The organism is Burkholderia humptydooensis (assembly GCF_001513745.1).
In the GTDB taxonomy this organism is placed as follows: Bacteria; Pseudomonadota; Gammaproteobacteria; order Burkholderiales; family Burkholderiaceae; genus Burkholderia; species Burkholderia humptydooensis.
Map to the genome: position 1 here is coordinate 3241886 of NZ_CP013380.1, position 20912 is coordinate 3262797.

Annotated in this window: 19 protein-coding genes; 8 read left to right on the forward strand and 11 right to left on the reverse strand. The window is 67.6% G+C overall.

The window, feature by feature from the left end; all coding sequences use genetic code 11:
* Nucleotides 1-56: 56 nt before the first annotated feature.
* From AQ610_RS14495 to AQ610_RS14515, 5 genes are all read right to left on the reverse strand, one after another.
* A complete protein-coding gene (locus tag AQ610_RS14495) occupies nt 57-1226 on the reverse strand; it encodes an ABC transporter permease subunit (protein ID WP_009911512.1) in 1170 nt (389 codons plus the stop codon).
* Nucleotides 1227-1236: 10 nt separating this feature from the next.
* On the reverse strand, nt 1237-2187 hold the full coding sequence (locus AQ610_RS14500; protein WP_006024830.1) for a branched-chain amino acid ABC transporter permease: 951 nt from the start codon (nt 2185-2187) through the stop codon (nt 1237-1239).
* A 222-nt stretch (nt 2188-2409) separates the two neighbouring features.
* Nucleotides 2410-2910, reverse strand: a complete 501-nt coding sequence (locus tag AQ610_RS14505) for a hypothetical protein (RefSeq protein WP_043282062.1) — start codon at nt 2908-2910, stop codon at nt 2410-2412.
* Between the two features lie 274 nt (nt 2911-3184).
* On the reverse strand, nt 3185-4165 hold the full coding sequence (ispH, locus tag AQ610_RS14510) for a 4-hydroxy-3-methylbut-2-enyl diphosphate reductase (RefSeq protein ID WP_006024828.1): 981 nt from the start codon (nt 4163-4165) through the stop codon (nt 3185-3187).
* A 2-nt stretch (nt 4166-4167) separates the two neighbouring features.
* Nucleotides 4168-4623: an FKBP-type peptidyl-prolyl cis-trans isomerase gene (locus AQ610_RS14515; protein WP_009911510.1), complete on the reverse strand. Its 456-nt coding sequence runs from the start codon at nt 4621-4623 to the stop codon at nt 4168-4170.
* 138 nt (nt 4624-4761) lie between these two features.
* On the opposite strand from AQ610_RS14515, the gene radC reads away from it, so the two are divergent.
* The 4 genes from radC to nadB all read left to right on the forward strand — a co-directional run bounded on the left by radC (nt 4762) and on the right by nadB (nt 8030).
* On the forward strand, nt 4762-5586 hold the full coding sequence (radC, locus tag AQ610_RS14520) for a RadC family protein (protein WP_043282060.1): 825 nt from the start codon (nt 4762-4764) through the stop codon (nt 5584-5586).
* Between the two features lie 256 nt (nt 5587-5842).
* Nucleotides 5843-6076, forward strand: coding sequence for a 50S ribosomal protein L28 (gene rpmB, locus AQ610_RS14525; protein WP_004186391.1), 234 nt, complete (start codon nt 5843-5845; stop codon nt 6074-6076).
* Nucleotides 6077-6093: 17 nt separating this feature from the next.
* Complete coding sequence (gene rpmG / locus AQ610_RS14530; protein ID WP_004185395.1) at nt 6094-6261, forward strand: 50S ribosomal protein L33; 168 nt, start codon at nt 6094-6096, stop codon at nt 6259-6261.
* A gap of 56 nt (nt 6262-6317) precedes the next feature.
* The gene (nadB, locus tag AQ610_RS14535) at nt 6318-8030 is read left to right on the forward strand and encodes an L-aspartate oxidase (protein ID WP_006024824.1); all 1713 of its coding nucleotides are present in this window, start codon (nt 6318-6320) and stop codon (nt 8028-8030) included.
* Nucleotides 8031-8162: 132 nt separating this feature from the next.
* On the opposite strand, the gene nadC is transcribed toward nadB, so the two are convergent.
* The 6 genes from nadC to purN form a co-directional block, all read right to left on the reverse strand.
* On the reverse strand, nt 8163-9050 hold the full coding sequence (gene nadC, locus AQ610_RS14540) for a carboxylating nicotinate-nucleotide diphosphorylase (protein WP_006024823.1): 888 nt from the start codon (nt 9048-9050) through the stop codon (nt 8163-8165).
* Nucleotides 9047-10183 carry a quinolinate synthase NadA gene (gene nadA, locus AQ610_RS14545; RefSeq protein ID WP_009911505.1) on the reverse strand — a complete coding sequence of 379 codons (1137 nt, stop codon included), beginning with the start codon at nt 10181-10183 and terminating at the stop codon, nt 9047-9049. Before nadA ends, nadC begins: the two co-directional genes overlap by 4 nt.
* A 156-nt stretch (nt 10184-10339) precedes the next feature.
* Entirely contained in the window at nt 10340-11536 is a 1197-nt protein-coding gene (locus AQ610_RS14550) for a DesA family fatty acid desaturase (RefSeq protein WP_006024821.1), read from the reverse strand.
* Between the two features lie 196 nt (nt 11537-11732).
* A complete protein-coding gene (locus AQ610_RS14555; RefSeq protein WP_006024820.1) occupies nt 11733-13085 on the reverse strand; it encodes a mechanosensitive ion channel family protein in 1353 nt (450 codons plus the stop codon).
* Nucleotides 13086-13100: 15 nt separating this feature from the next.
* Nucleotides 13101-14363, reverse strand: coding sequence for an RsmB/NOP family class I SAM-dependent RNA methyltransferase (locus tag AQ610_RS14560; RefSeq protein WP_006024819.1), 1263 nt, complete (start codon nt 14361-14363; stop codon nt 13101-13103).
* Nucleotides 14360-15022 carry a phosphoribosylglycinamide formyltransferase gene (purN, locus tag AQ610_RS14565; RefSeq protein ID WP_006024818.1) on the reverse strand — a complete coding sequence of 221 codons (663 nt, stop codon included), beginning with the start codon at nt 15020-15022 and terminating at the stop codon, nt 14360-14362. The genes AQ610_RS14560 and purN overlap by 4 nt, the downstream gene beginning before the upstream one ends.
* Nucleotides 15023-15147: 125 nt before the next feature.
* Here purN and AQ610_RS14570 point away from each other — a divergent pair, with 125 nt between their 5' ends.
* The 4 genes from AQ610_RS14570 (at nt 15148) to coaBC (ending at nt 20862) form a co-directional block, all read left to right on the forward strand.
* On the forward strand, nt 15148-16140 hold the full coding sequence (locus AQ610_RS14570; protein ID WP_006024817.1) for a bifunctional riboflavin kinase/FAD synthetase: 993 nt from the start codon (nt 15148-15150) through the stop codon (nt 16138-16140).
* A gap of 110 nt (nt 16141-16250) precedes the next feature.
* On the forward strand, nt 16251-19088 hold the full coding sequence (gene ileS, locus AQ610_RS14575) for an isoleucine--tRNA ligase (protein WP_006024816.1): 2838 nt from the start codon (nt 16251-16253) through the stop codon (nt 19086-19088).
* Nucleotides 19089-19589, forward strand: a complete 501-nt coding sequence (gene lspA / locus AQ610_RS14580; RefSeq protein WP_006024815.1) for a signal peptidase II — start codon at nt 19089-19091, stop codon at nt 19587-19589. It begins immediately after the preceding gene.
* A 61-nt stretch (nt 19590-19650) separates the two neighbouring features.
* Complete coding sequence (gene coaBC, locus AQ610_RS14585; RefSeq protein ID WP_006024814.1) at nt 19651-20862, forward strand: bifunctional phosphopantothenoylcysteine decarboxylase/phosphopantothenate--cysteine ligase CoaBC; 1212 nt, start codon at nt 19651-19653, stop codon at nt 20860-20862.
* Nucleotides 20863-20912 lie beyond the last annotated feature (50 nt).

Genomic DNA, 20912 nt, shown 5'->3' on the forward strand with positions numbered 1-20912 from the left:
TTTCTCCAGTGTCGACCGGCGCTGGCGCTTCAGCGCTTGCGCCGGTCCCACGTCCTTTACGCGCGCACCGGCTTCTTGCCGCCGCGCTTCGCCAGTTTCGCGATCCTTTCCTCATGCTTCGGCGCGGGCCACAGGCCTTCCGAGCGATACAGCATGATGACCACCATCGCAAGGCCATAGAGTGCCTGGCGAATCACTTCGGTATCGACGATGTCGTGGCCGAACAGCATGTGCTGCAGCGGGCTCATCGTCGAGCGCAGGAATTCGGGGAACACGGCGAGCAGGACTGCGCCGAGGATCACGCCCGGGATGTGGCCCATGCCGCCCAGCACCACGCACGCGAGCACGACGACCGATTCCCAGAACGTGAACGATTCCGGCGACACGAAGCCCTGGAACGCGCCGAACATCGCGCCCGACAGGCCGCCGAACGACGCGCCCATCGCGAACGCGAGCAGCTTCACGTTGCGGGTGTTGATGCCCATCGCCTTCGCGGCGATCTCGTCTTCGCGGATCGCGGCCCATGCGCGGCCGATACGCGAGTGCTGCAGGCGCGTGCAGACCCAGATGACGAGCAGCGCGCAGAGCACGAACAGGTAGTAGTACATGTACACGGACGGCAGCGAGAAGCCGAAGATCTCGTGCGTCTGCGACAGGTTGAAGCCCGCGACCTGGACGGGATCGATGCCGGTGATCCCCTGCGGCCCGTTCGTCACGTTGACCGGACGGTCGAGATTGTTCATGAAGATCCGGACGATCTCGCCGAAGCCGAGCGTGACGATCGCGAGGTAGTCGCCGCGCAGGCGCAGCGTCGGCGCGCCGAGCAGGATGCCGAAGATCGCCGCGAGCGCCATCGCGATCGGCACGATCAGGAAGAATGGCACGTGCAGGCCGCCCGGCACCATCTGCGCGATCCAGTCGAAGTGCGACGTCAGGTGAGGCGAGCTCAGGAGCGCCGCGGTATAAGCGCCCACCGCGTAGAACGCGATGTAGCCCAGGTCGAGCAGGCCGGCGAAGCCGACCACCACGTTCAGGCCCAGCGCGAGCATCACGTACAGCATCGCGAAATCGAGCACGCGGACCCAGTAGTTGCCGCCCGCCGCGCCGATGACGAGCGGCGCGGCGATCACGAACGCCGCGATCAGGATGCCGATGGTGGCGGTCTTCGCGGGATGGCGCTCCTCGACGAGCGAAGCCGACGTTTCGATCGGTTGAATGGATGTCATGTTGTTCTCCTTACGCGCGATCGGCGACACGTTCGCCCAACAGGCCCGACGGCCGGAACACGAGCACGATGATGAGCACGATGAACGCGAACACGTCTTGGTAATTGCTGCCGAACACCCCGCCCGTCAGATTGCCGATGTAGCCCGCGCCCAACTGCTCGATGAGGCCGAGCAGCACGCCGCCCACCATCGCGCCGCCGAGGTTGCCGATCCCGCCCAGCACCGCGGCCGTGAACGCCTTCATGCCGGGGATGAAACCCATGTAGAAGTGGACGTTGCCGTATTCGGACGCAATCATCACGCCTGCGAGCGCCGCGAGCGCGGAGCCGATCATGAACGTCGCGGAGATCACGAAGTTCGGGTTCACGCCCATCAGGCTCGCCGTGTTCGGGTTCTCGGCGATCGCGCGCATGGCGCGGCCGAGCTTCGTCTTGTGCACGAGGAGGAGCAGCCCCGCCATCACGAGGAACGCGACGATGATGATCGTGATCTCGGTCATCGAAATCACCGCGCCCGGATTGTTCTCGCCCGCCCTGATCACGTTGATCGGATCGGTCGGCAGCAACTGCGGGAACGGCAGCGGGTTGCGCGACCAGATCATCATCGCGGCCGTCTGCAACAGGATCGACACGCCGATCGCGGTGATGAGCGGCGCGAGGCGCGGCGCGCGACGCAGCGGCCGGTACGCGACGCGCTCGATCGTGAAGCCGACGCACGCGCAGACCACCGCGGCGATCCCGAGCCCGATCGTCAGCGTGGCGACGTGGCCGAGCCCGGGAAAGTGGTTCTGCAACACCGTGATCGCGGAAAGCGCGACCATCGCGCCCACCATCAGCACGTCGCCGTGCGCGAAGTTGATGATGCCGAGAATGCCGTACACCATCGTGTAGCCCAACGCGATGATGGCGTAGACACTGCCGAGCACCAGTCCGTTGAGGATCTGCTGGACGAAAATATCCATTTAAAGCTCCTTGGCCCGTGCCACCGGATGCGCGCTCAGCCATGCGGATAAGCGATGGAATCGCGCGATCTCAACGACACTGCGGGTACTTGATCAATACCGGTAAGGTGATGCCGGCCCGGCGCGGACGATGCGGACTGTGCGACCGCGCGTCTTGCCGGGACGGATACGAAAACGGCACCGCACTGAAGCCTCGGTGCCGTCGCGAGTCCCGTCTGTAGTTCACGACTCGAGGACGGTGTGCTTGGCCTCCTTGAAGTCGTAGAGCGTCCATGCGCCAGCCCTCGCGGAGCCGACGCGGCCGCGCGTGACGCCGGCCGCCTCGCGGGCGGACGCCGACATCGGCTGCGGCACGTCGAATGCTTCGCTCGGGATGGCGCGCCTCGTGGTGTCGGCGATCGCGCGCACTGCGTCGCTCGTAATCGGCGCACGTCGGGACGGCGCCGCCACGCGACGGACGGCCGTCCGTCGCGCAACCGGCTCGCCCGGCGCGCCGATGCCGACGGATGCGACGACGTCGATGCGTGCGCGCTTGATCCGAGTCGGCTTCGCGGCGAAATTCGCCGCAGGACGCCCGGCCCCGGCGACGATCACGTCGCCCGGGGAGGCGGCCGAGGCTGTCGCGACCCGCGCCGCCGCCCCGCCGTCGCGTCCGTCGGCGGCCGCTGCGAAGAGCGCAACCGCCGCGTCGACGGGCCCGGCGTAAACCAACTCCAGATGCATCGAATAAGGTCTCCAGCGCCTTGCCAAAACCATGTTCCGAGGCCATCAGGCCTGAAAACGGGCGCATTGTAACTCTATTTATAGGACGACCAATATTCCTGATTCGACAGGGTTTTCCTGCATTGCAACCTTTTTTGAGAGCGGAGTTCGGGACGATATTGCAACCGGGTTGCACTGTCTTAGTGCCGAATGGTTGCTCCCGGGGAAAACGCGCCCAAAACAAAAGCGCGCCCGAGGCGCGCTTTTTGCATTCCGACGGAAACGAAACCGGCGATCAGACGGCGGAAGACAGATTCAGGCCGCGCGGCAACGGGAACGACACGTTCTCCTCGATGCCTTCGAGCGCCCGCACGTTGGTCACGCCGAGCTCGCGCAAGCGCGCGATCACGGCCTGCGCGAGCACCTCGGGCGCTGACGCGCCGGCGGTCACGCCGATCCGGCGCTTGCCGGCGACCCAGGCCGGGTCGATCTGCTCGGGCGCGTCGACCATGTAGGCGGCGACGCCGCGCTTCTCGGCGACCTCGCGCAAGCGGCTCGAGTTCGAGCTGTTCGGGCTGCCGACGACGATCACGACGTCGCACTGCGGCGTCATGAACTTCACCGCATCCTGGCGGTTCTGCGTTGCGTAGCAGATGTCCTGCTTCTTCGGCTCGCGAATCGCGGGAAATTTCGCCTTGAGCGCGCCGATGATCTCGGCCGCGTCGTCGACGGACAACGTCGTCTGCGTGACGAGCGCGACGCGCCCGGGATCGGGCAGTTCGAGCTTGCGCACGTCCTCGACGCTCTCGACGAGATGCATGCCGCGCTCCACCTGGCCCATCGTGCCTTCGACCTCCGGGTGGCCCTTGTGGCCGATCATCACGATGTCGACGCCTTCCTGGCGCATCTTCGCGACCTCGACGTGCACCTTCGTGACGAGCGGACACGTCGCGTCGTAAATGCGCAGCCCGCGCACGGCCGCCTCGTCGCGCACCGCCTTCGACACGCCGTGCGCGCTGAAGATCACCGTGTTGCCGGACGGCACTTCCTCGAGTTCCTCGACGAAAATCGCGCCCTTCTTCTTCAGGTCCTCGACGACGTACTTGTTATGCACGATCTCGTGGCGCACGTAGATCGGCGCGCCGTGCATCGCGATCGCACGCTCGACGATCTCGATCGCGCGGTCGACGCCCGCGCAGAAACCGCGCGGCTGGGCGAGCAGAATCTCGGCGTCGGCCGCGGCAACCTGGCCGGACAGCGTATCGGTGGAGCTCATGATTACAGAATCCCGATGATTTTCACTTCGAACGTGAGCGCCTGGCCCGCGAGCGGATGGTTGAAATCGAAGAGCGCGGCGGTCTCGCCGATCTCCTTGAGCACGCCCGCGTAGCGGCCGCCGTCCGGCGCGTTGAATTCGATCAGGTCCCCCGGCGCGAAATCGTCGCCGACCATGCCGTTTTCGCGCAGCGTCGCAAGCGACACGCGCTGGATCATGTCCGGATTGCGCGGCCCGAACGCTTGCTCGGGCGCTAGCCGGAAGGTCGAATGGTCGCCCGCCTTGAGGCCGGTCAGAATCTCCTCCAGCGACGGCGCGAGCTGCCCCGCGCCGAGGAGGAGCGTGGCGGGCTTGTCGGAGAACGTGTTGACGATGTCGGCGCCGTCGGCAAGGGCGAGCCGGTAATGAAGCGTGACGTGCGAACCGGGCTTCACTTCTGCAAGGTCGATGAGGCTCATGGGGTACTCGTTCAATCGGCGCCCGAAAAACGGCGGGCGGCGCAGCGCAAAGCCCATATTGTAAGTCACCTCGGCGATCGAAGCGGAATGCCGGCGCGATTCGCCTTGCGAGCACGCAGGATATTGGAGGTCAGCAGCATGCGGCACGAGAGTCTCTCGGCTGGAGAAAACGTTGACGACGAGCCCGCGCGCGAGCGGCCCACCGCACCGCCCGCCGCCTTGCCGCCCGCCGCCTTGCCGCCCGCCGCCTTGCCGCCCGCCGCGCTGCCGCCCGTCGTCGCGCTGCCGGCCCGCGCGGCCGCGCGCCGCGGCCGCGATCTGCCGCGCGAGCGCCTGCTCGCGCGCGGCCCCGCCGCGCTGTCCGACGCGGAGCTCGTCGCGCTTCTGCTCGGCTCGGGCCTGCCCGGCCACGACGTGTTTGCGCTCGCGCACACGCTGCTCGCGCGCTTCGGCTCGCTGCGCGCACTGCTCGACGCGGCGCCCGACGATTTCAAGGGCCTGCGCGGAATCGGCCCCGCCCGCACCGCGATCCTCGTCGCGGTCGTCGAGCTCGCGCGCCGCGCGCTCGCCGAGAAGGCCCGCGAGCGGCCGCTCGTCGATTCGCCCGGCGCGGTCGAGGATTATCTGCGGCTCCTGATCGGCACGCGGCCGCGCGAAGTATTCGTCTGCCTCTTTCTCGACGCGCGGCACCGGCTGGTGCAGACGGAGGAAACCGCGCACGGATCGCTTACGCGGATGGCCGTCTATCCGCGCGAAATCGTGCGGCGTGCGCTCGCGCTGAATGCGGCGGCGCTCATCGTCGCGCATAATCACCCGTCGGGCGCGGTGCGGCCGAGCGCCGCGGACCGGCGCCTGACGAGCGTGCTGCGCGACGCGCTCGCGCTCGTCGACGTCAAGTTGATCGATCATTTCGTCGTCGGCGCGAGCGATACGTTTTCGTTCGCGCAGGCGGGCTGGATCTAGCTCGCCGCGGGCCCCGCGCCCCGCAACAGCCGCATGCGAAATTGGGTTTGATTTTCCTGAAGTTTTTCTGTTAGAATCGCCGTCTGTCTTTTTTCCAACCAGTTCTGAAGCCGCTGAAGCGGTCTCGTGGCAGGTCGTCAGGCCGACCACGGATCGGAGGCGCTTTTCCCGGCAAGGCCTAAGCTCACGCGGCCATGCGAGGAAGAGAACCTTCACCGGCGATCGAACCCGAATTCAGCGTATTAGGAGTGCTCTCATGGCACGCGTATGCCAAGTAACTGGGAAAGCGCCGATGAGCGGCAACAATGTTTCCCACGCCAACAACAAGACGAAGCGTCGCTTCCTGCCGAATCTGCAAAACCGCCGGTTCTGGGTGGAGAGCGAAAACCGTTGGGTGCGTCTGCGCGTCTCGAACGCCGGCCTGCGCCTGATCGACAAGAACGGCATCGATTCCGTGCTCGCTGACCTGCGCGCACGCGGCGAAGCCTAAGTCCAAGGAGCACGAACATGGCGAAAGGCGCACGCGACAAGATCAAGCTCGAGTCCACCGCGGGCACGGGTCACTTCTATACGACCACGAAGAACAAGCGCAACATGCCGGAAAAGATGGAGATCATGAAGTTCGATCCCGTCGCCCGCAAGCATGTAGCGTACAAGGAAACCAAGATCAAGTAATTCTCCGGTTTCAACGAGCCTGACGACGACGAAAAGCCCCGCAATCGCGGGGCTTTTTGCGTTGGCGGGCACGCAAGCGTTTCTCCGACGCGGTATGCTCTGCCCTTTCCGCCGCATTGCGCATGGCGGGAAAGATAAGACAAAACGCGCAAGAAACGGAGATGCAGATGAATTTCGATGTGGCGATCGTGGGCAGCGGCCTCGCCGGTCTGTCGGTCGCGCTCAATCTCGCGCAAACGCGACGCGTCGCGCTGATCGCGAAGCGGTCGATGATGGAGGGCGCGAGCGGCTACGCGCAAGGCGGCATCGCCGCGGTGCTCGATTCGGCGGACAGCGTCGAGAATCACGTGAGCGACACGCTGATCGCGGGCGGCGGCCTGTGCGACGAAGCGGCGACGCGCTACATCGTCGAGCACGGCCGCGAGGCGATCGAATGGCTGATCTCGCAAGGCGTGCCGTTCACGAAGGACGACGCCGCCGAGCTCGGCTTTCACCTGACGCGCGAAGGCGGCCACAGCCATCGCCGCATCATCCACGCGGCGGACGCGACGGGCCACGCGGTGCTCGCGACGCTGTCCGCGCGCGCGCGCACGCATCCGAACATCACGTTCTTCGAGGATCACCACGCGATCGACCTGATCACGTCCGATCGCCTCGGGCTGCCCGGCCTGCCGGGCCGGCGCTGCGTCGGCCTCTATGCGCTCGACGTGCAGACGGGCCGCACGGTGACGATCGAGGCGCCGCACACGGTGCTCGCGACGGGGGGCGCGGGCAAGGTCTATCTGTACACGACGAACCCGGACACGGCGACGGGCGACGGCATCGCGATGGCGTGGCGCGCGGGCGCGCGCGTCGCGAACATGGAGTTCATCCAATTCCATCCGACGTGCCTCTTCCATCCGTACGCGAAGTCGTTCCTCATTTCCGAGGCGGTGCGCGGCGAAGGCGGCCTCCTCAAGCTGCCGGACGGCACCCGCTTCATGCCCGCGCACGATCCGCGCGCGGAGCTCGCCCCGCGCGACATCGTCGCGCGCGCGATCGACTTCGAGATCAAGAAGCGCGGGATCGACTGCGTGTATCTCGACATCAGCCACCAGCCCGAAGCGTTCCTGCGCGAGCATTTCCCGACGATCCACGCGCGCTGCCTCGAGTTCGGCATCGACATCTCGAAGGAGCCGATCCCGGTCGTGCCGGCCGCGCACTACACATGCGGCGGCGCCGTCACCGATCTGGCCGGGCGCACCGACGTCGCGGGCCTGTACGCGGTCGGCGAGACGTCATACACGGGCCTGCACGGCGCAAACCGTCTCGCGAGCAATTCGCTGCTCGAATGCCTCGTGATCGGCCGCGCGGCCGCCGAGGCAATCGAGGCCGCCGGTTACGATTCGGCGACGCACGGCCCGCTGCCCGCGTGGGACGAGAGCCGCGTCGCGGACGCCGACGAGGAAGTGGTCGTCGCGCACAACTGGGACGAACTGCGCCGCCTGATGTGGAACTACGTCGGCATCGTGCGCACCGACAAGCGCCTCGAGCGCGCGCAGCATCGGCTCAAGCTGCTGCGCGACGAGATCCACGAGTACTACGCGAACTTCCGCGTGAGCCGCGATCTGCTCGAGTTGCGCAATCTCGTCGACGTCGCATCGCTGATCGTCGACAGCGCGCGGGCGCGCCACGAAAGCCGCGGGCTGCACTACAGCCGCGACTGGCCGCACGCATTGCCGAAGGCGCTGCCGACCGTGCTCACGCCGCCGCGGCGCGCGCCGAAATAACGACGGCCGGCCGCGCGGCACGACGCGCATCGGCCAGGCGGCGCGCGATAAAAAAGGCCGCCCGCGCATCGAGCGCCGGCGGCCTTTTCTTCAGCCCGGCTGCGCGCATCCGCGATGCGCGCAGCCATCATGTCATTCGACGATACGCATCGAATAATCGGTCGCGCGCACGTCTTTCGTCAGCGCGCCGATCGAGATCCGATCGACGCCCGTCTCGGCGATCGCGCGCACCGTATCGAAGTTCACGCCGCCCGACACCTCGAGCACCGCGCGGCCCTCGGTGATGCGCACCGCGTCGCGCATCATGTCGAGCGTGAAATTGTCGAGCAGCACCGATTGCGCGCCGTGTGCGAGCGCCGTGCGCAACTGGTCGAGCGTTTCGACCTCGATCTGCACCGGCACGTCGGCGTTCAGCGCGAACGCCGCATCGAGCGCCTCGCCGACGCCGCCCGCCGCCGCGATGTGATTCTCCTTGATCAGGATGCCCGCGTAGAGCGCGAGCCGCTGGTTCGCGCCGCCGCCCACGCGCACCGCGTACTTCTGCGCGAGCCGCAGGCCCGGCAGCGTCTTGCGCGTATCGAGAACCCGCGTGCGCGTCTCGGCAATCCGGTCGACGTAGCGGCGCGTCGCGGTCGCGACGCCCGACAGCAGTTGGAGGAAATTGAGCGCGTTGCGCTCGGCCGTCAGCAGCGAGCGTGCAGGGCCGCGGAGTTCGCAGACGGTCGAATCGGCCGTCATCCTGTCGCCTTCGCGATAGCGCCAGTCGACTTCGATCGACGGATCGACCACGCGCACCACCGCGTCGAACCACGGCACGCCACACAGCACCGCGTCCTCGCGCACGATCACGCGCGCGCGGCGCGGCGCGCCGTCGTCCGGCACGAGACGCCCGGTCTGATCGCCGCTGCCGACGTCCTCGGCGAGCGCATCGGCGACATTGCGCACGATCGCCGCGTCGAACGCGGCGCCGTATTCGCGCGAGATTTCCGCGAAGAGCGGCGACACCGCGTCGATCGTCATGCGGCCCCCACGTTCGCAAAGAGCGACTGGTCGCGCTGCAGATCGCCGCTCGCCTGCACGCGCTGCCGGTGACGCGCGGCGAAATCGAGCATCCGGTCGATCGGCGCGCGCGCGCGCTCGGCGATCGCCGTATCGACGAAGATCTCGTTGTGACCGCGCTCGAGCACGTCGGCGAGGTTCGACAGTGCGTTCATCGCCATCCACGGGCAATGCGCGCAACTCTTGCACGTCGCGCTGTTGCCGGCCGTCGGCGCCTCGATGAAGGTCTTGCCGGGGGCCGCGAGCCGCATCTTGTGCAGAATGCCGAGATCGGTCGCGACGATGAAACGCCGCGCATCGAGCTTCACGGCAGCATCGATCAGTTGCGTCGTCGAGCCGACGACGTCCGCCAGCGCGACGACGCTCTCGGGCGATTCGGGGTGCACGAGGATCTTCGCGTCCGGGTATTCGCGGCGCAGCAGATCCAGCTCGATGCCCTTGAATTCGTCGTGCACAAGACACGAACCCTGCCACATCAGCATGTCCGCGCCCGTCTTCTTCCGGATGTAGCCGCCGAGATGCCGGTCCGGCGCCCAGATGATCTTCTCGCCGCGCGCGTGCAGATCGGCGACGATCTCGAGGCCGATCGACGACGTGACCATCCAGTCGGCGCGCGCCTTCACGGCGGCGCTCGTATTCGCGTAGACGACGACCGTGCGATCCGGATGCGCGTCGCAGAACTGCGAGAACTCGTCGACCGGGCAGCCGAGATCGAGCGAGCACGTCGCGTCGAGGTCGGGCATCAGCACGCGCTTGCCCGGGCTCAGGATCTTCGCGGTCTCGCCCATGAAGCGCACGCCGGCCACCACGAGCGTCTGCGCGTCGTGATCGCGGCCGAAGCGGGCCATCTCGAGCGAATCGGCGACGCAGCCGCCCGTTTCGTCCGCGAGCGCCTGCAGGTCCGCATCGACGTAATAGTGCGCAACCAGCACCGCCCTTTCACGCTCGAGCAGTGCCTTGATTCGCGCCTTCAGCGCGTCGCGCTCGTCGGGGGCGAGCGCCGCCGGCACCTTCGCCCATGCCTCGCCAACGCCGCAGGCCGCCCCTGCCGCGATCGGGCGGTCGTACTCGACGGGTTTGATCGCCGATTGCATCCTCATCTCCTATCGACCGGCGCTTGCTCCGGTTCCATGCAAAGCACAGCCCTGCTGATCGGCCAGCATCGCAAAACCACCGGCCCAAAAGAAAAAACCCCGCCAGCGCGGGGTTTGTGACGTCCTGAAATTCTAATCGATTTCGGCGCGGACGACTCACGCGTAGCGGCGCAGGCGCGTCGCGAACTCCTGCAATGCCTTGATGCCGCTTTGCTCGGCGCGATGGCACCAGTCCTGCAACTGCGCGAGCAACTGTTCGCGCGATGCGTTCGAGCGCTCCCAGATCGCGGCGAGCTCGGCGCGCAACTGGAAGAACGTGTGCAGCTTCTGGCTGTTCGCGAAGATCTCCGGCAGCATCCGCTTCTGCGGCTCGTCGAGGCCCGCCTCGTCCTTGTGGAACCACTTGCGCGCGCCGCGCATCAACTGATACTTCTCGCGCGCGCCCAATTCCTTCAGATGCGCGAGTTCCTGCTTGTACGCACGCTTGAGCGTCTTCGCATAGCGCGCCATCACCTCGTAACGGTTCGACAGCACGGCCTGCAGCGTTTCCTGGTCGAGCACCGTCTTGCGCGCGGCGAGACGCGGCGTCGGCGCGATCTTCTTCACCTTCGCGAGCCCGAACGCCGACATGATGCGGATGTACATCCAGCCGATGTCGAACTCGTACCACTTGTTCGACAGCTTCGCCGACGTCGCAAACGTATGATGGTTGTTGTGCAGTTCCTCGCCGCCGATCACGATGCCCCACGGAAACAGGTTCGTGCTCGCGTCGGCCGCGTTGAAATTGCGATAGCCCCAGAAGTGGCCGAGGCCGTTGACGACGCCCGCCGCCCAGAACGGAATCCACACCATCTGGACCGCCCACACGGTAAGGCCGACCACGCCGAACAGCGCGACGTCGATCACCATCATCAGGCTCACGCCGAGAATCGGATACTTCGAGTAGAGATTGCGCTCGAGCCAGTCGTTCGGCGTGCCGTGGCCGTACTTGCGCATCGTCTCTTCGTTCTTCGCCTCCGCGCGATACAGCTCGGCGCCTTCGAGCAGCACCTTCCAGATGCCGCGCGTCTGCGGGCTGTGCGGGTCCTCCTCGGTCTCGCATTTCGCGTGGTGCTTGCGATGGATCGCCGCCCACTGGCCCGTCAGCATGCCCGTCGTCATCCACAGCCAGAGGCGGAAGAAATGGCTCATGACCGGATGCAGATCGAGCGCGCGGTGCGCCTGGCAGCGATGCAGATAGACCGTCACGCCGACGATCGTCACGTGCGTGACGGCGAGCGTGAACAGCACGATCTGCCACCACGAGAAACGCAGAAGCCCGTTGGAAAGGAAATCGAGCAGGGAATTCAACAAGGCAGTTACCTGTGGAAGTTGTAAGGACGCCGGCTCAAATGACCCGCGTCAAGAAAATGAAAGCATACAGCACGATAGGATCGAATTTTACTTCATCCGTTCCAAGTCTTTGTAAAAAATGAATATTTTTTGTGGCGGCGCAATACGCGCGCACGGGTTTTCGGGTTGAGCGGGGGCGCGGCGGCGCCCCGCCGCGCTATGCGTCCCGCGGCTGCCGCCCCGCCGCCAGGCCGTCCGCGGCCGGCGCGGACGCGATGCCGTCCGGCAGCCCGATCACGCGCACTTCCCGCTGCGGGAACGGGATCGAGATCCCGTGTGCGACAAAAAGCCGCCAGATGTTCCGATTGACCGCCGAACGCACGCTCGCCGTCCCCTTCGCCGCGTCGGCGATCCAGAAGCCGAGCTCGAGATCGATGCCGTCCGCGCCGAAGCCGACGAGATAAGGCGTCGGCGCCGGCTCCTCGAGCACGCGCTCGACGCCCTTCGCCGCGTCGGCGAGCAGCGCCATCGCCTGCTCGACGTCCGACGTGTACGCGACCTGAACCGCGACCTTCGCATAGCCGCGCGTCAGGTACGACGACTGGTTCTGCACGACGTCGGTGATGAGCTTCTCGTTAGGGATCAGCGTTTCGTTGCCGTCGAGGCCGCGCACGACCGTGTAGCGCGTGCGGATCTGCGTGACGACGCCCTGCAGGCCGCCGACGTTGATCGCGTCGCCGAGCCGCAGCGACCGGTCGAGCAGGATGATGAAGCCCGACACGTAGTTGCTCGCGATCTTCTGCAGGCCGAAGCCGAGCCCGACGCCGAGCGCGCCGCCGAACACGCCGAGCACGGTCACGTCGATGCCGACGAGCGACAGCCCGATCAGCACCGCCGCGAAGATGAGAAGCGCGCGTCCGACGCGCGCGAGCACGACCCGCAGGTTCGCGTCGAGCGCGCGCGCGCGCATCAGCCGCTCTTCGAGCACCGAGCCGAGCCACATCGCGACGACGAGCGTCACGCAGATCCACAGCGCGCCCGACACGATCGACAGCAGCGTGAGGCGCGCATTCGCGACGCGGAACTGGACGCTGTCGAGCCACGCGAGCACGTCGCGCTGGATGCCGAGCACCGTGAGCGCCATCGCGATCCACACGACAGTCGACACGATCTTCTCGACGATCGACAGCCACGCGTGCGTGTGGCCGTCGCGCGCGAACACGCGGCGCGCGACGAAGAACAGGATGTAGATGAGGCCGATGCCGAAGAGCGGCACGAGCGCGAGCTGCAGCAGCGACGTTGGCATCAGCTCGTCGAACACGGTTTCCGCGAGCCACATGAACGCACCGCCGATGAGCGGGAACAGCGCGCGGTTCAGACTCAGCGCGCCGGGGCCGGGCGAGCGGCCGGCCGCGCGCCGGCGCGCGTCGATCCGCCCGCGCAGGTAGCGCGCGACGAGCCACGCGAGCGCGAGCGAGCCGAGGAACGCGACCGCCTGCCAGATCATCGCCGGCTGGCCGAAGTCGCGCGCGACGGCCGCGAGCTGCCGCGTCAGGTGATTCGTGACCATGCGCGAGCCCGCCCGTTACTGCGCGCGCCGCTCGAGCACCGCGGCGAAGAAGCCGTCGGTCGCGTGACGGTGCGGCCAGAGCGACAGATAGTCGCCCGTATCGAGCGCGATCCGCTGCTCGGCGAGCACGCGGCTCGCCGGCACGAGCGCGAACTCCGGATGCGCGGCGAGAAATTCGGACACGATCGCCTCGTTCTCCGCCTCGAGCACGCTGCAGGTCGCGTAGACGAGCCGGCCGCCCTTCTTCACGAGGCGCGCGGCGCTCGCGAGAATCGACGCCTGCTTCGGCGCGAGCTCGTCGAGCGTCTCGCGCGACTGGCGCCACTTCAGGTCGGGATTGCGGCGCAGCGTGCCGAGGCCGCTGCACGGCGCGTCGACGAGCACGCGGTCGATCTTGCCCGCGAGCCGCTTGATCTTCGCGTCGTGCTCGCTGTCGATCAGCACCGGGTTCACGTTCGACAGGCCGCTCCTCGCGAGGCGCGGCTTGAGCTTCGCGAGGCGCTTCCCGGACACGTCGAACGCATAGAGGCGCCCCGTCGAGCGCATCATCGCGCCGAGCGCGAGCGTCTTGCCGCCCGCGCCCGCGCAGAAATCGACGACCATCTCGCCGCGCCGCGGCGCGACGAGCGAGCACAGCAGTTGGCTGCCCTCGTCCTGCACCTCGATCTGCCCTTCTTCGAACAGCTTGAGCTTCGTGAGCGCCGGCTTGCCGACGACCCGCACGCCGAACGGCGCGAACGGCGTCGCGCCCGCGTCGATGCCCGCCGCGCGCAGGCCGTCGACGACCTGGTCGCGCGTCGCCTTCAGCGCGTTCGCGCGCAGATCGAGCGGCGCCGGATAGTTGACGGCCGCGGCGAACTGCGCGAGCTCGTCGGCGCCCATGCGCTCGGCGAGCGCCTGATGAATCCAGTCGGGCAGGTTCGTGCGCACGCGCAGCGGCAGGCTCGCCGGATCGATCTTCGCGACGTGGTCGAGCCACGCCCATTCGGCGTCCGACACGAACGGCCTGAGCGCCGAGCGGCCGACCGTCTGCATCAGGCCGAGCAGCGCCAGGCGCCGCGCCGGCGCGCCGACGCCGCTTTCGGCGAGGTGCGCGTACTCCATCTTCCGCCGCAGCACCGCGAACACCGCCTCGGCGATCACGCCGCGCTCGGCGTGGCCGAGCTTCGGATGCGCGCGGAAAAAGCGGCTCGTCGTCACGTCGGCCGGGCCGGCGAATTTCAGGACCTCGGCGAGCAGCGCCTCGGTCTGGCCAATCAGGAAACCGTGCAGCTTCATACGCCCTCGCTCGTCGACGTGTCGATCGCATCCGCGAACAGCCAGCGCGCCTCGTCGGGCGCGACGATCGCGCGCCCCGCGTCGAGGCGCAGCTTCCCTTCGACGAACCAGCGCACCGCGCGCGGATACAGCACGTGCTCGGCGGCGAGCACGCGCGCGGCGAGCGCGCCGGCGTCGTCGCCCGCGACGACGGGCACCGCCGCCTGCGCGACGATCGCGCCGCTGTCGAGCTCCGGAATCACGAAGTGGACGGACGCGCCGTGCAGCGCGACGCCCGCGTCGAGCGCCTGCTGGTGCGTGTGGATGCCCTTGAAGCTCGGCAGCAGCGACGGATGGATGTTCAGCATCCGTCCCTCATATTTGGCGACGAAGGCCGGCGTGAGGATGCGCATGAAGCCGGCGAGCACGATGAGATCGGGGGCGAAGCGGTCGACCTCGACGGCGAGCGCCGCGTCGAAGCTGTCGCGGCCGTCGAACGCGCGGTGGTCGACGACGGCCGTCGCAATGCCGTGCGACGCCGCGAATTCGAGGCCGGCGGCGTCCGGCCGGTTGGAGATCACGGCGGCGACCTCGGCAGGCCAGCCCTCGCGCGCGCAAGCGCGTACGATGGCCTCCATGTTGCTGCCGCGGCCGGAAATCAGGATGACGAGTTTTTTCATCCGCGGGATTTTACCATTCGGCCCTGCCGTTTCCGGCATCCTGAGCCGCCCGGCCGCCCGAACGTTTATAATCTTTTGCTTTGCGGCATCCGGCCGCGCTTTCCCCCACGCTGTCACCCGCTATCGTGAAAGTCTTCCGCGGCCTGCCCAACGCCGAGAGCCGCGCCCCGTGCGCGCTGACGATCGGCAACTTCGACGGTGTCCATCGCGGCCACCAGGCCCTGCTCGCGCGCGTGCGCGCGGCGGCGGACGCGCGCGGGCTGCCCGTGTGCGTGATGACGTTCGAGCCGCACCCGCGCGAGTTCTTCAATCCGGCGAGCGCGCCGCCGCGCATCGCGATGCTGCGCGACAAGCTCGAGGCGCTGCGCGAGCACGGTGTCGACCGCGTGGTCGTCGAGCACTTCAACCATACGTTCGCGAGCCAGTCGCCCGAGGCGTTCGTCGAGCGCACGCTCGTCCACGGGCTGCACACCCGCTGGATCATGGTCGGCGACGACTTCTGCTACGGCGCGAAGCGCGCGGGCAATTTCGCGTCGCTGAAGGCGGCGGGCGAGCGCTTCGGCTTCGAGGTCGAGCAGATGGAAACGCTCGCCGACGCCGACGGCGCGCGGATCTCGAGCTCCGGCGTGCGCGCCGCGCTCGCGGCGGGCGACCTCGGCGCGGCCGCGCGCGCGCTCGGCCACGGCTACGCGATCAGCGGCCACGTCACGCACGGCCTGAAGCTCGGCCGCGACCTCGGCTTCCCGACGCTGAACCTGCCGATCGCGCACAAGCGCCCGGCGCTGTCCGGCATCTTCGTCGTGCATGTGCACGGCATCGCGCCCGAGCCGCTGCCGGGTGTCGCGAGCCTCGGCGTGCGGCCGACCATCGACGATTCCGGCCGCGTGCTGCTCGAGGTGCACCTGCTCGACTGGCACGGCGACGCCTACGGCAAGCTCGTTCGCGTCGAATTCCTGAAGAAGCTGCGCGACGAGGCGAAATTCGTCGATCTCGAGACGCTCGCGCGCGCGATCGCGCAGGACGTCGTCGACACGCGCGCGTACTTCGCCGAGCACGGCCGCGCGCCGGGCAGCCGCGCCACCGGCTTCGCGACGTCGGCCACCGACCGAATTAGCTGACCGGCGCCGCGCCCGCACGGGCGCCGCCCGCGCCGCGCCGCCGAAACCCGCGCCCGCCTCACCGATTTCATGACGCGCGAGCGTCCCCCAGATTTCACAGCGATCCCGACATGAGCAACAAGAAAGCCGATTCGAAACCGCAGGCCAAGTATCCGGTCAACCTGCTCGACACGCCGTTCCCGATGCGCGGCGACCTCCCGAAGCGCGAGCCGCAATGGGTGAAGGACTGGGAGGCGCGCGGCGTCTACGAGAAGATCCGCGCGGCGAGCCAGGGCCGCCCGAAGTTCATCCTGCACGACGGCCCGCCGTACGCGAACGGCGACATTCACCTCGGCCACGCGGTCAACAAGATCCTGAAGGACATGGTCGTGAAGTCGCGCAACATGGCAGGCTTCGACGCGCCGTACGTGCCCGGCTGGGACTGCCACGGGATGCCGATCGAGATCCAGATCGAGAAGCAGTTCGGCAAGTCGCTGCCCGCCGCCGAGGTGATGGAAAAGGCGCGCGCGTACGCAACCGAGCAGATCGAGAAGCAGAAGACGGGCTTCAAGCGCCTCGGCGTGCTCGGCGACTGGAGCAACCCGTACAAGACGATGAACTTCCAGAACGAGGCGGAAGAAATCCGCGCGCTCGGCAAGATCATCGAGAAGGGCTACGTGTACCGCGGCCTGAAGCCCGTGAACTGGTGCTTCGACTGCGGCTCCGCGCTTGCCGAGGCGGAAGTCGAATACAAGGACCGCACCGATCCGACGATCGACGTGCTGTTCGCGTTCGCCGAGCCCGCGAAGACCGCGCATGCGTTCGGGCTGAGCGCGCTGCCGCGCGCCGAAGGCGGGATCGTGATCTGGACCACGACGCCGTGGACCATCCCCGCGAACCAGGCGCTCAACCTGCATCCGGACGTCGTCTACGCGCTCGTCGACACCGAGCGCGGCCTGCTCATCCTCGCCGAGGAGCGCGTCGAAGCGTGCATGAAGGACTTCGGCCTCACGGGCAGCGTGGTCGCGACGGCGCGCGGCGACAAGCTCGCGAACCTGCGCTTCCACCACCCGCTCGCCTCCGCGCACCCGGGCTACAAGCGCACGTCGCCCGTCTATCTCGGCGACTACGTGACGACCGACACCGGCACGGGCGTCGTCCACTCGTCGCCCGCATACGGCGTCGAGGACTTCGCGTCGTGCAAGTCGCACGGGATGACCGATTCCGACATCATCAACCCGGTGATGGGCGACGGCCGCTACATCGAATCGCTGCCGCTGTTCGGCGGGCTCACGATCTGGGACGCGAATCCGAAGATCGTCGACGCGCTGAAGGCAGCGGGCTCGCTGCTGCGCAACGAGCACTACTCGCACAGCTACATGCACTGCTGGCGCCACAAGACGCCGATCATCTACCGCGCGACGTCGCAATGGTTCGCCGGCATGGACACGCAGCCGGCCGCCGGCGGCCGGACGCTGCGCGAAACCGCGCTCGACGCTGTCGACGCGACCGCGTTCTATCCGTCGTGGGGCAAGCAGCGCCTGCACGCGATGATCGCGAACCGCCCCGACTGGACGCTGTCGCGCCAGCGCCAATGGGGCGTGCCGATGGCGTTCTTCGTCCACAAGGAAACGGGCGAGCTGCATCCGCGCACGCTCGAGCTGCTGGAAGCCGTCGCGCAGCGCGTCGAGAAGCAGGGCATCGAGGCGTGGCAGACGCTCGACGCGCGCGAGCTGATCGGCGACGACGCGAACCTGTACGAAAAGAACCGCGACACGCTCGACGTCTGGTTCGATTCGGGCACGACGCACTGGCACGTGCTGCGCGGCTCGCACAAGGATCAGTTGCAGTTCCCGGCCGATCTGTATCTCGAAGGCTCGGACCAGCACCGCGGCTGGTTCCATTCGTCGCTGCTGACCGCGTCGATGCTCGACGGCCGCGCGCCGTACAAGGGCCTCCTCACGCACGGCTTCACGGTCGACGGCGAGGGCCGCAAGATGAGCAAGTCGCTCGGCAACGGGATCGATCCGCATGAAGTCGCGAACCGCCTCGGCGCGGAGATCATTCGCCTGTGGATCGCGTCGACCGACTATTCGGGCGAGCTCGCGATCTCCGAGGAAATTCTCAAGCGCGTGACGGAAGGCTATCGCCGGATCCGCAATACGCTGCGCTTCCTGCTCGCGAACCTGTCGGATTTCGATTACGTGAAGGACGCGCTGCCTGCCGGGCAATGGCTCGAGATCGACCGCTACGCGGTTGCGTTCGCCGCGCAGTTGCAGACCGAGCTTCTCGCGCATTACGAGAAGTACGAGTTCCACCCGGTCGTCGCGAAACTGCAGACGTTCTGCTCGGAAGACTTGGGCGGCTTCTATCTCGACGTGCTGAAGGACCGCCTGTACACGAGCGCGCCCGCGTCGAACGCGCGCCGCTCCGCGCAGACGGCGCTCTACCACGTGACGCAGGGCCTGTTGCGCGTGCTCGCGCCGTTCCTGTCGTTCACGGCGGAGGAAGCATGGCGCGTGTTCCAGCCGCAAAGCGACACGGTCTTCACCGAAACCTATTATGCGTATCCGGAAGTCGCGGACGCCGACGCGCTCGTCGCGAAGTGGGCGCTGCTGCGCGACGTGCGCGGCAACGTGACGAAGGCGCTCGAGGAAGCGCGCACCGCGAACCGGATCGGCTCGTCGCTGCAGGCGCAAGTCGAAGTGCGCGCGTCGGGCGAGCGCTACGACGCGCTCGCGAGCCTCGGCGACGATCTGAAGTTCGTGCTGATCACGTCGGCGGCGACGGTCGTGAAGGTCGATGCGCAAGACGACGAAAGCGTCGAAGTCGCGGCGTCGACGTACCAGAAGTGCGAGCGCTGCTGGCACTACCGCGAGGACGTCGGCTCGCACGCCGATCATCCGACGCTCTGCGGCCGCTGCTTCTCCAACCTGTTCGAAAACGGCGAAACCCGGAGCGCTGCGTAAATGGCGAAGATCCAGTCGAAATCCGCGGGCGGCGCGCTCGCGCCGTGGCTCGGCATCTCGCTGATCGTGATCCTGTTCGATCAGTTGACGAAGATCGCCGTGCTCAAGACGTTCGCGTACGGCGCGATGCACGCGCTCACGCCGTTCTTCAACCTGACGCTGATCTACAATCGCGGCGCCGCGTTCGGCTTTCTCGCGACGGCGGGCGGCTGGCAACGCTGGGCATTCACCGCGCTCGGCATCGGCGCGACGCTCGCGATCTGCTATCTGCTCAAGCGCCACGGCCACCAGCGGCTCTTCAGCCTGTCGCTCGCGCTGATTCTCGGCGGCGCGCTCGGCAACGTGATCGACCGCCTGATCTACGGCCACGTGATCGACTTCCTCGACTTCCACGTCGGCGCGTGGCACTGGCCCGCGTTCAACCTCGCCGACTCCGCGATCACGGTGGGCGCGGTGCTGCTCATCTACGACGAGCTGCGTCGCGTGCGCGGCGCGCGCTAAGCGCATACACTTCGCGCAGGGGCCGGCGCGCGCCGGCCCCACGTGCTTTCGGAGGCCTCAGTTGGCACACGCAGAACTCGCAGGAAAACATCTCGTCCTCGGCCTCTCGGGCGGCATCGCCTGCTACAAGATCGCCGAGCTCACGCGTCTTCTGACGAAGGCGGGCGCGACCGTGCAGGTCGTGATGACGGAAGCCGCGACGCAGTTCATCACCCCCGTCACGATGCAGGCGCTGTCCGGCCGCCCCGTCTACACGAGCCAGTGGGACGCGCGGATGCCGAACAACATGGCGCACATCGATCTGTCGCGCGAAGCCGACGCGATCGTGATCGCGCCCGCGTCGACCGACGTCCTCGCGAAGCTCGCGCACGGCTTCGCCGACGATCTGCTGTCGACGCTGTGCATCGCGCGCGACTGCCCGCTGCTCGTCGTGCCCGCGATGAACCGCCAGATGTGGCAGAACCCGGCAACGCAGCGCAACGTCGCGCAACTGCGCCACGACGGCGTCGCGGTGCTCGGCCCCGATTCGGGCGCGCAGGCGTGCGGCGAAGTCGGCGACGGCCGGATGCTCGAGCCGGAGGCGATCTTTGAAGCGATCGTCACGCATTTCCAGCCGAAGGTGTTCGCGCATCGCCGCGTGCTGATCACGGCCGGCCCGACGTTCGAACCGCTCGATCCGGTTCGCGGCCTGACGAACCGCTCGAGCGGCAAGATGGGCTTCGCGCTCGCGCGCGCCGCGCAGCAGGCGGGCGCCGACGTGCATCTCGTCTCGGGCCCCGTCCATCTGCCGACGCCGTGGGGCGTGTACCGCGAGGACGTGCAGACCGCGCAGCAGATGTACGATGCGGTGCTGAACGCGGTGCCGGACACGGACGTGTTCATCGCGGTCGCCGCGGTCGCCGACTGGCGCGCCGCGCAGCCCGCCGAGCACAAGATCAAGAAGACCGCCGACCACAGGATGCCGGCGCTCACGTTCGTCGAGAACCCCGACATCCTCGCGACAGTCGCCGCGCTGCCCGATGCGCCCTACTGCGTCGGCTTCGCGGCGGAAAGCGGCGATCTCGACGTGCACGGCGAAGAAAAGCGCGTGCGCAAGAACGTGCCGCTCCTGATCGGCAATCTCGGGCCGCTCACGTTCGGCCTCGACGACAACGAAGTCGTGCTGTTCGAAGCGGGCGGCACGACGCGGCTGCCGCGCGCCGACAAGATGACGCTCGCGCACGCGCTCGTCGCCGAGATCGCGAAGCGCCTGCCCGACACGAGCCTCATCTGACGCATTGCCGCGGCCGCGCCGCGCCACTCCACTCTCAACCCTCGTCACCG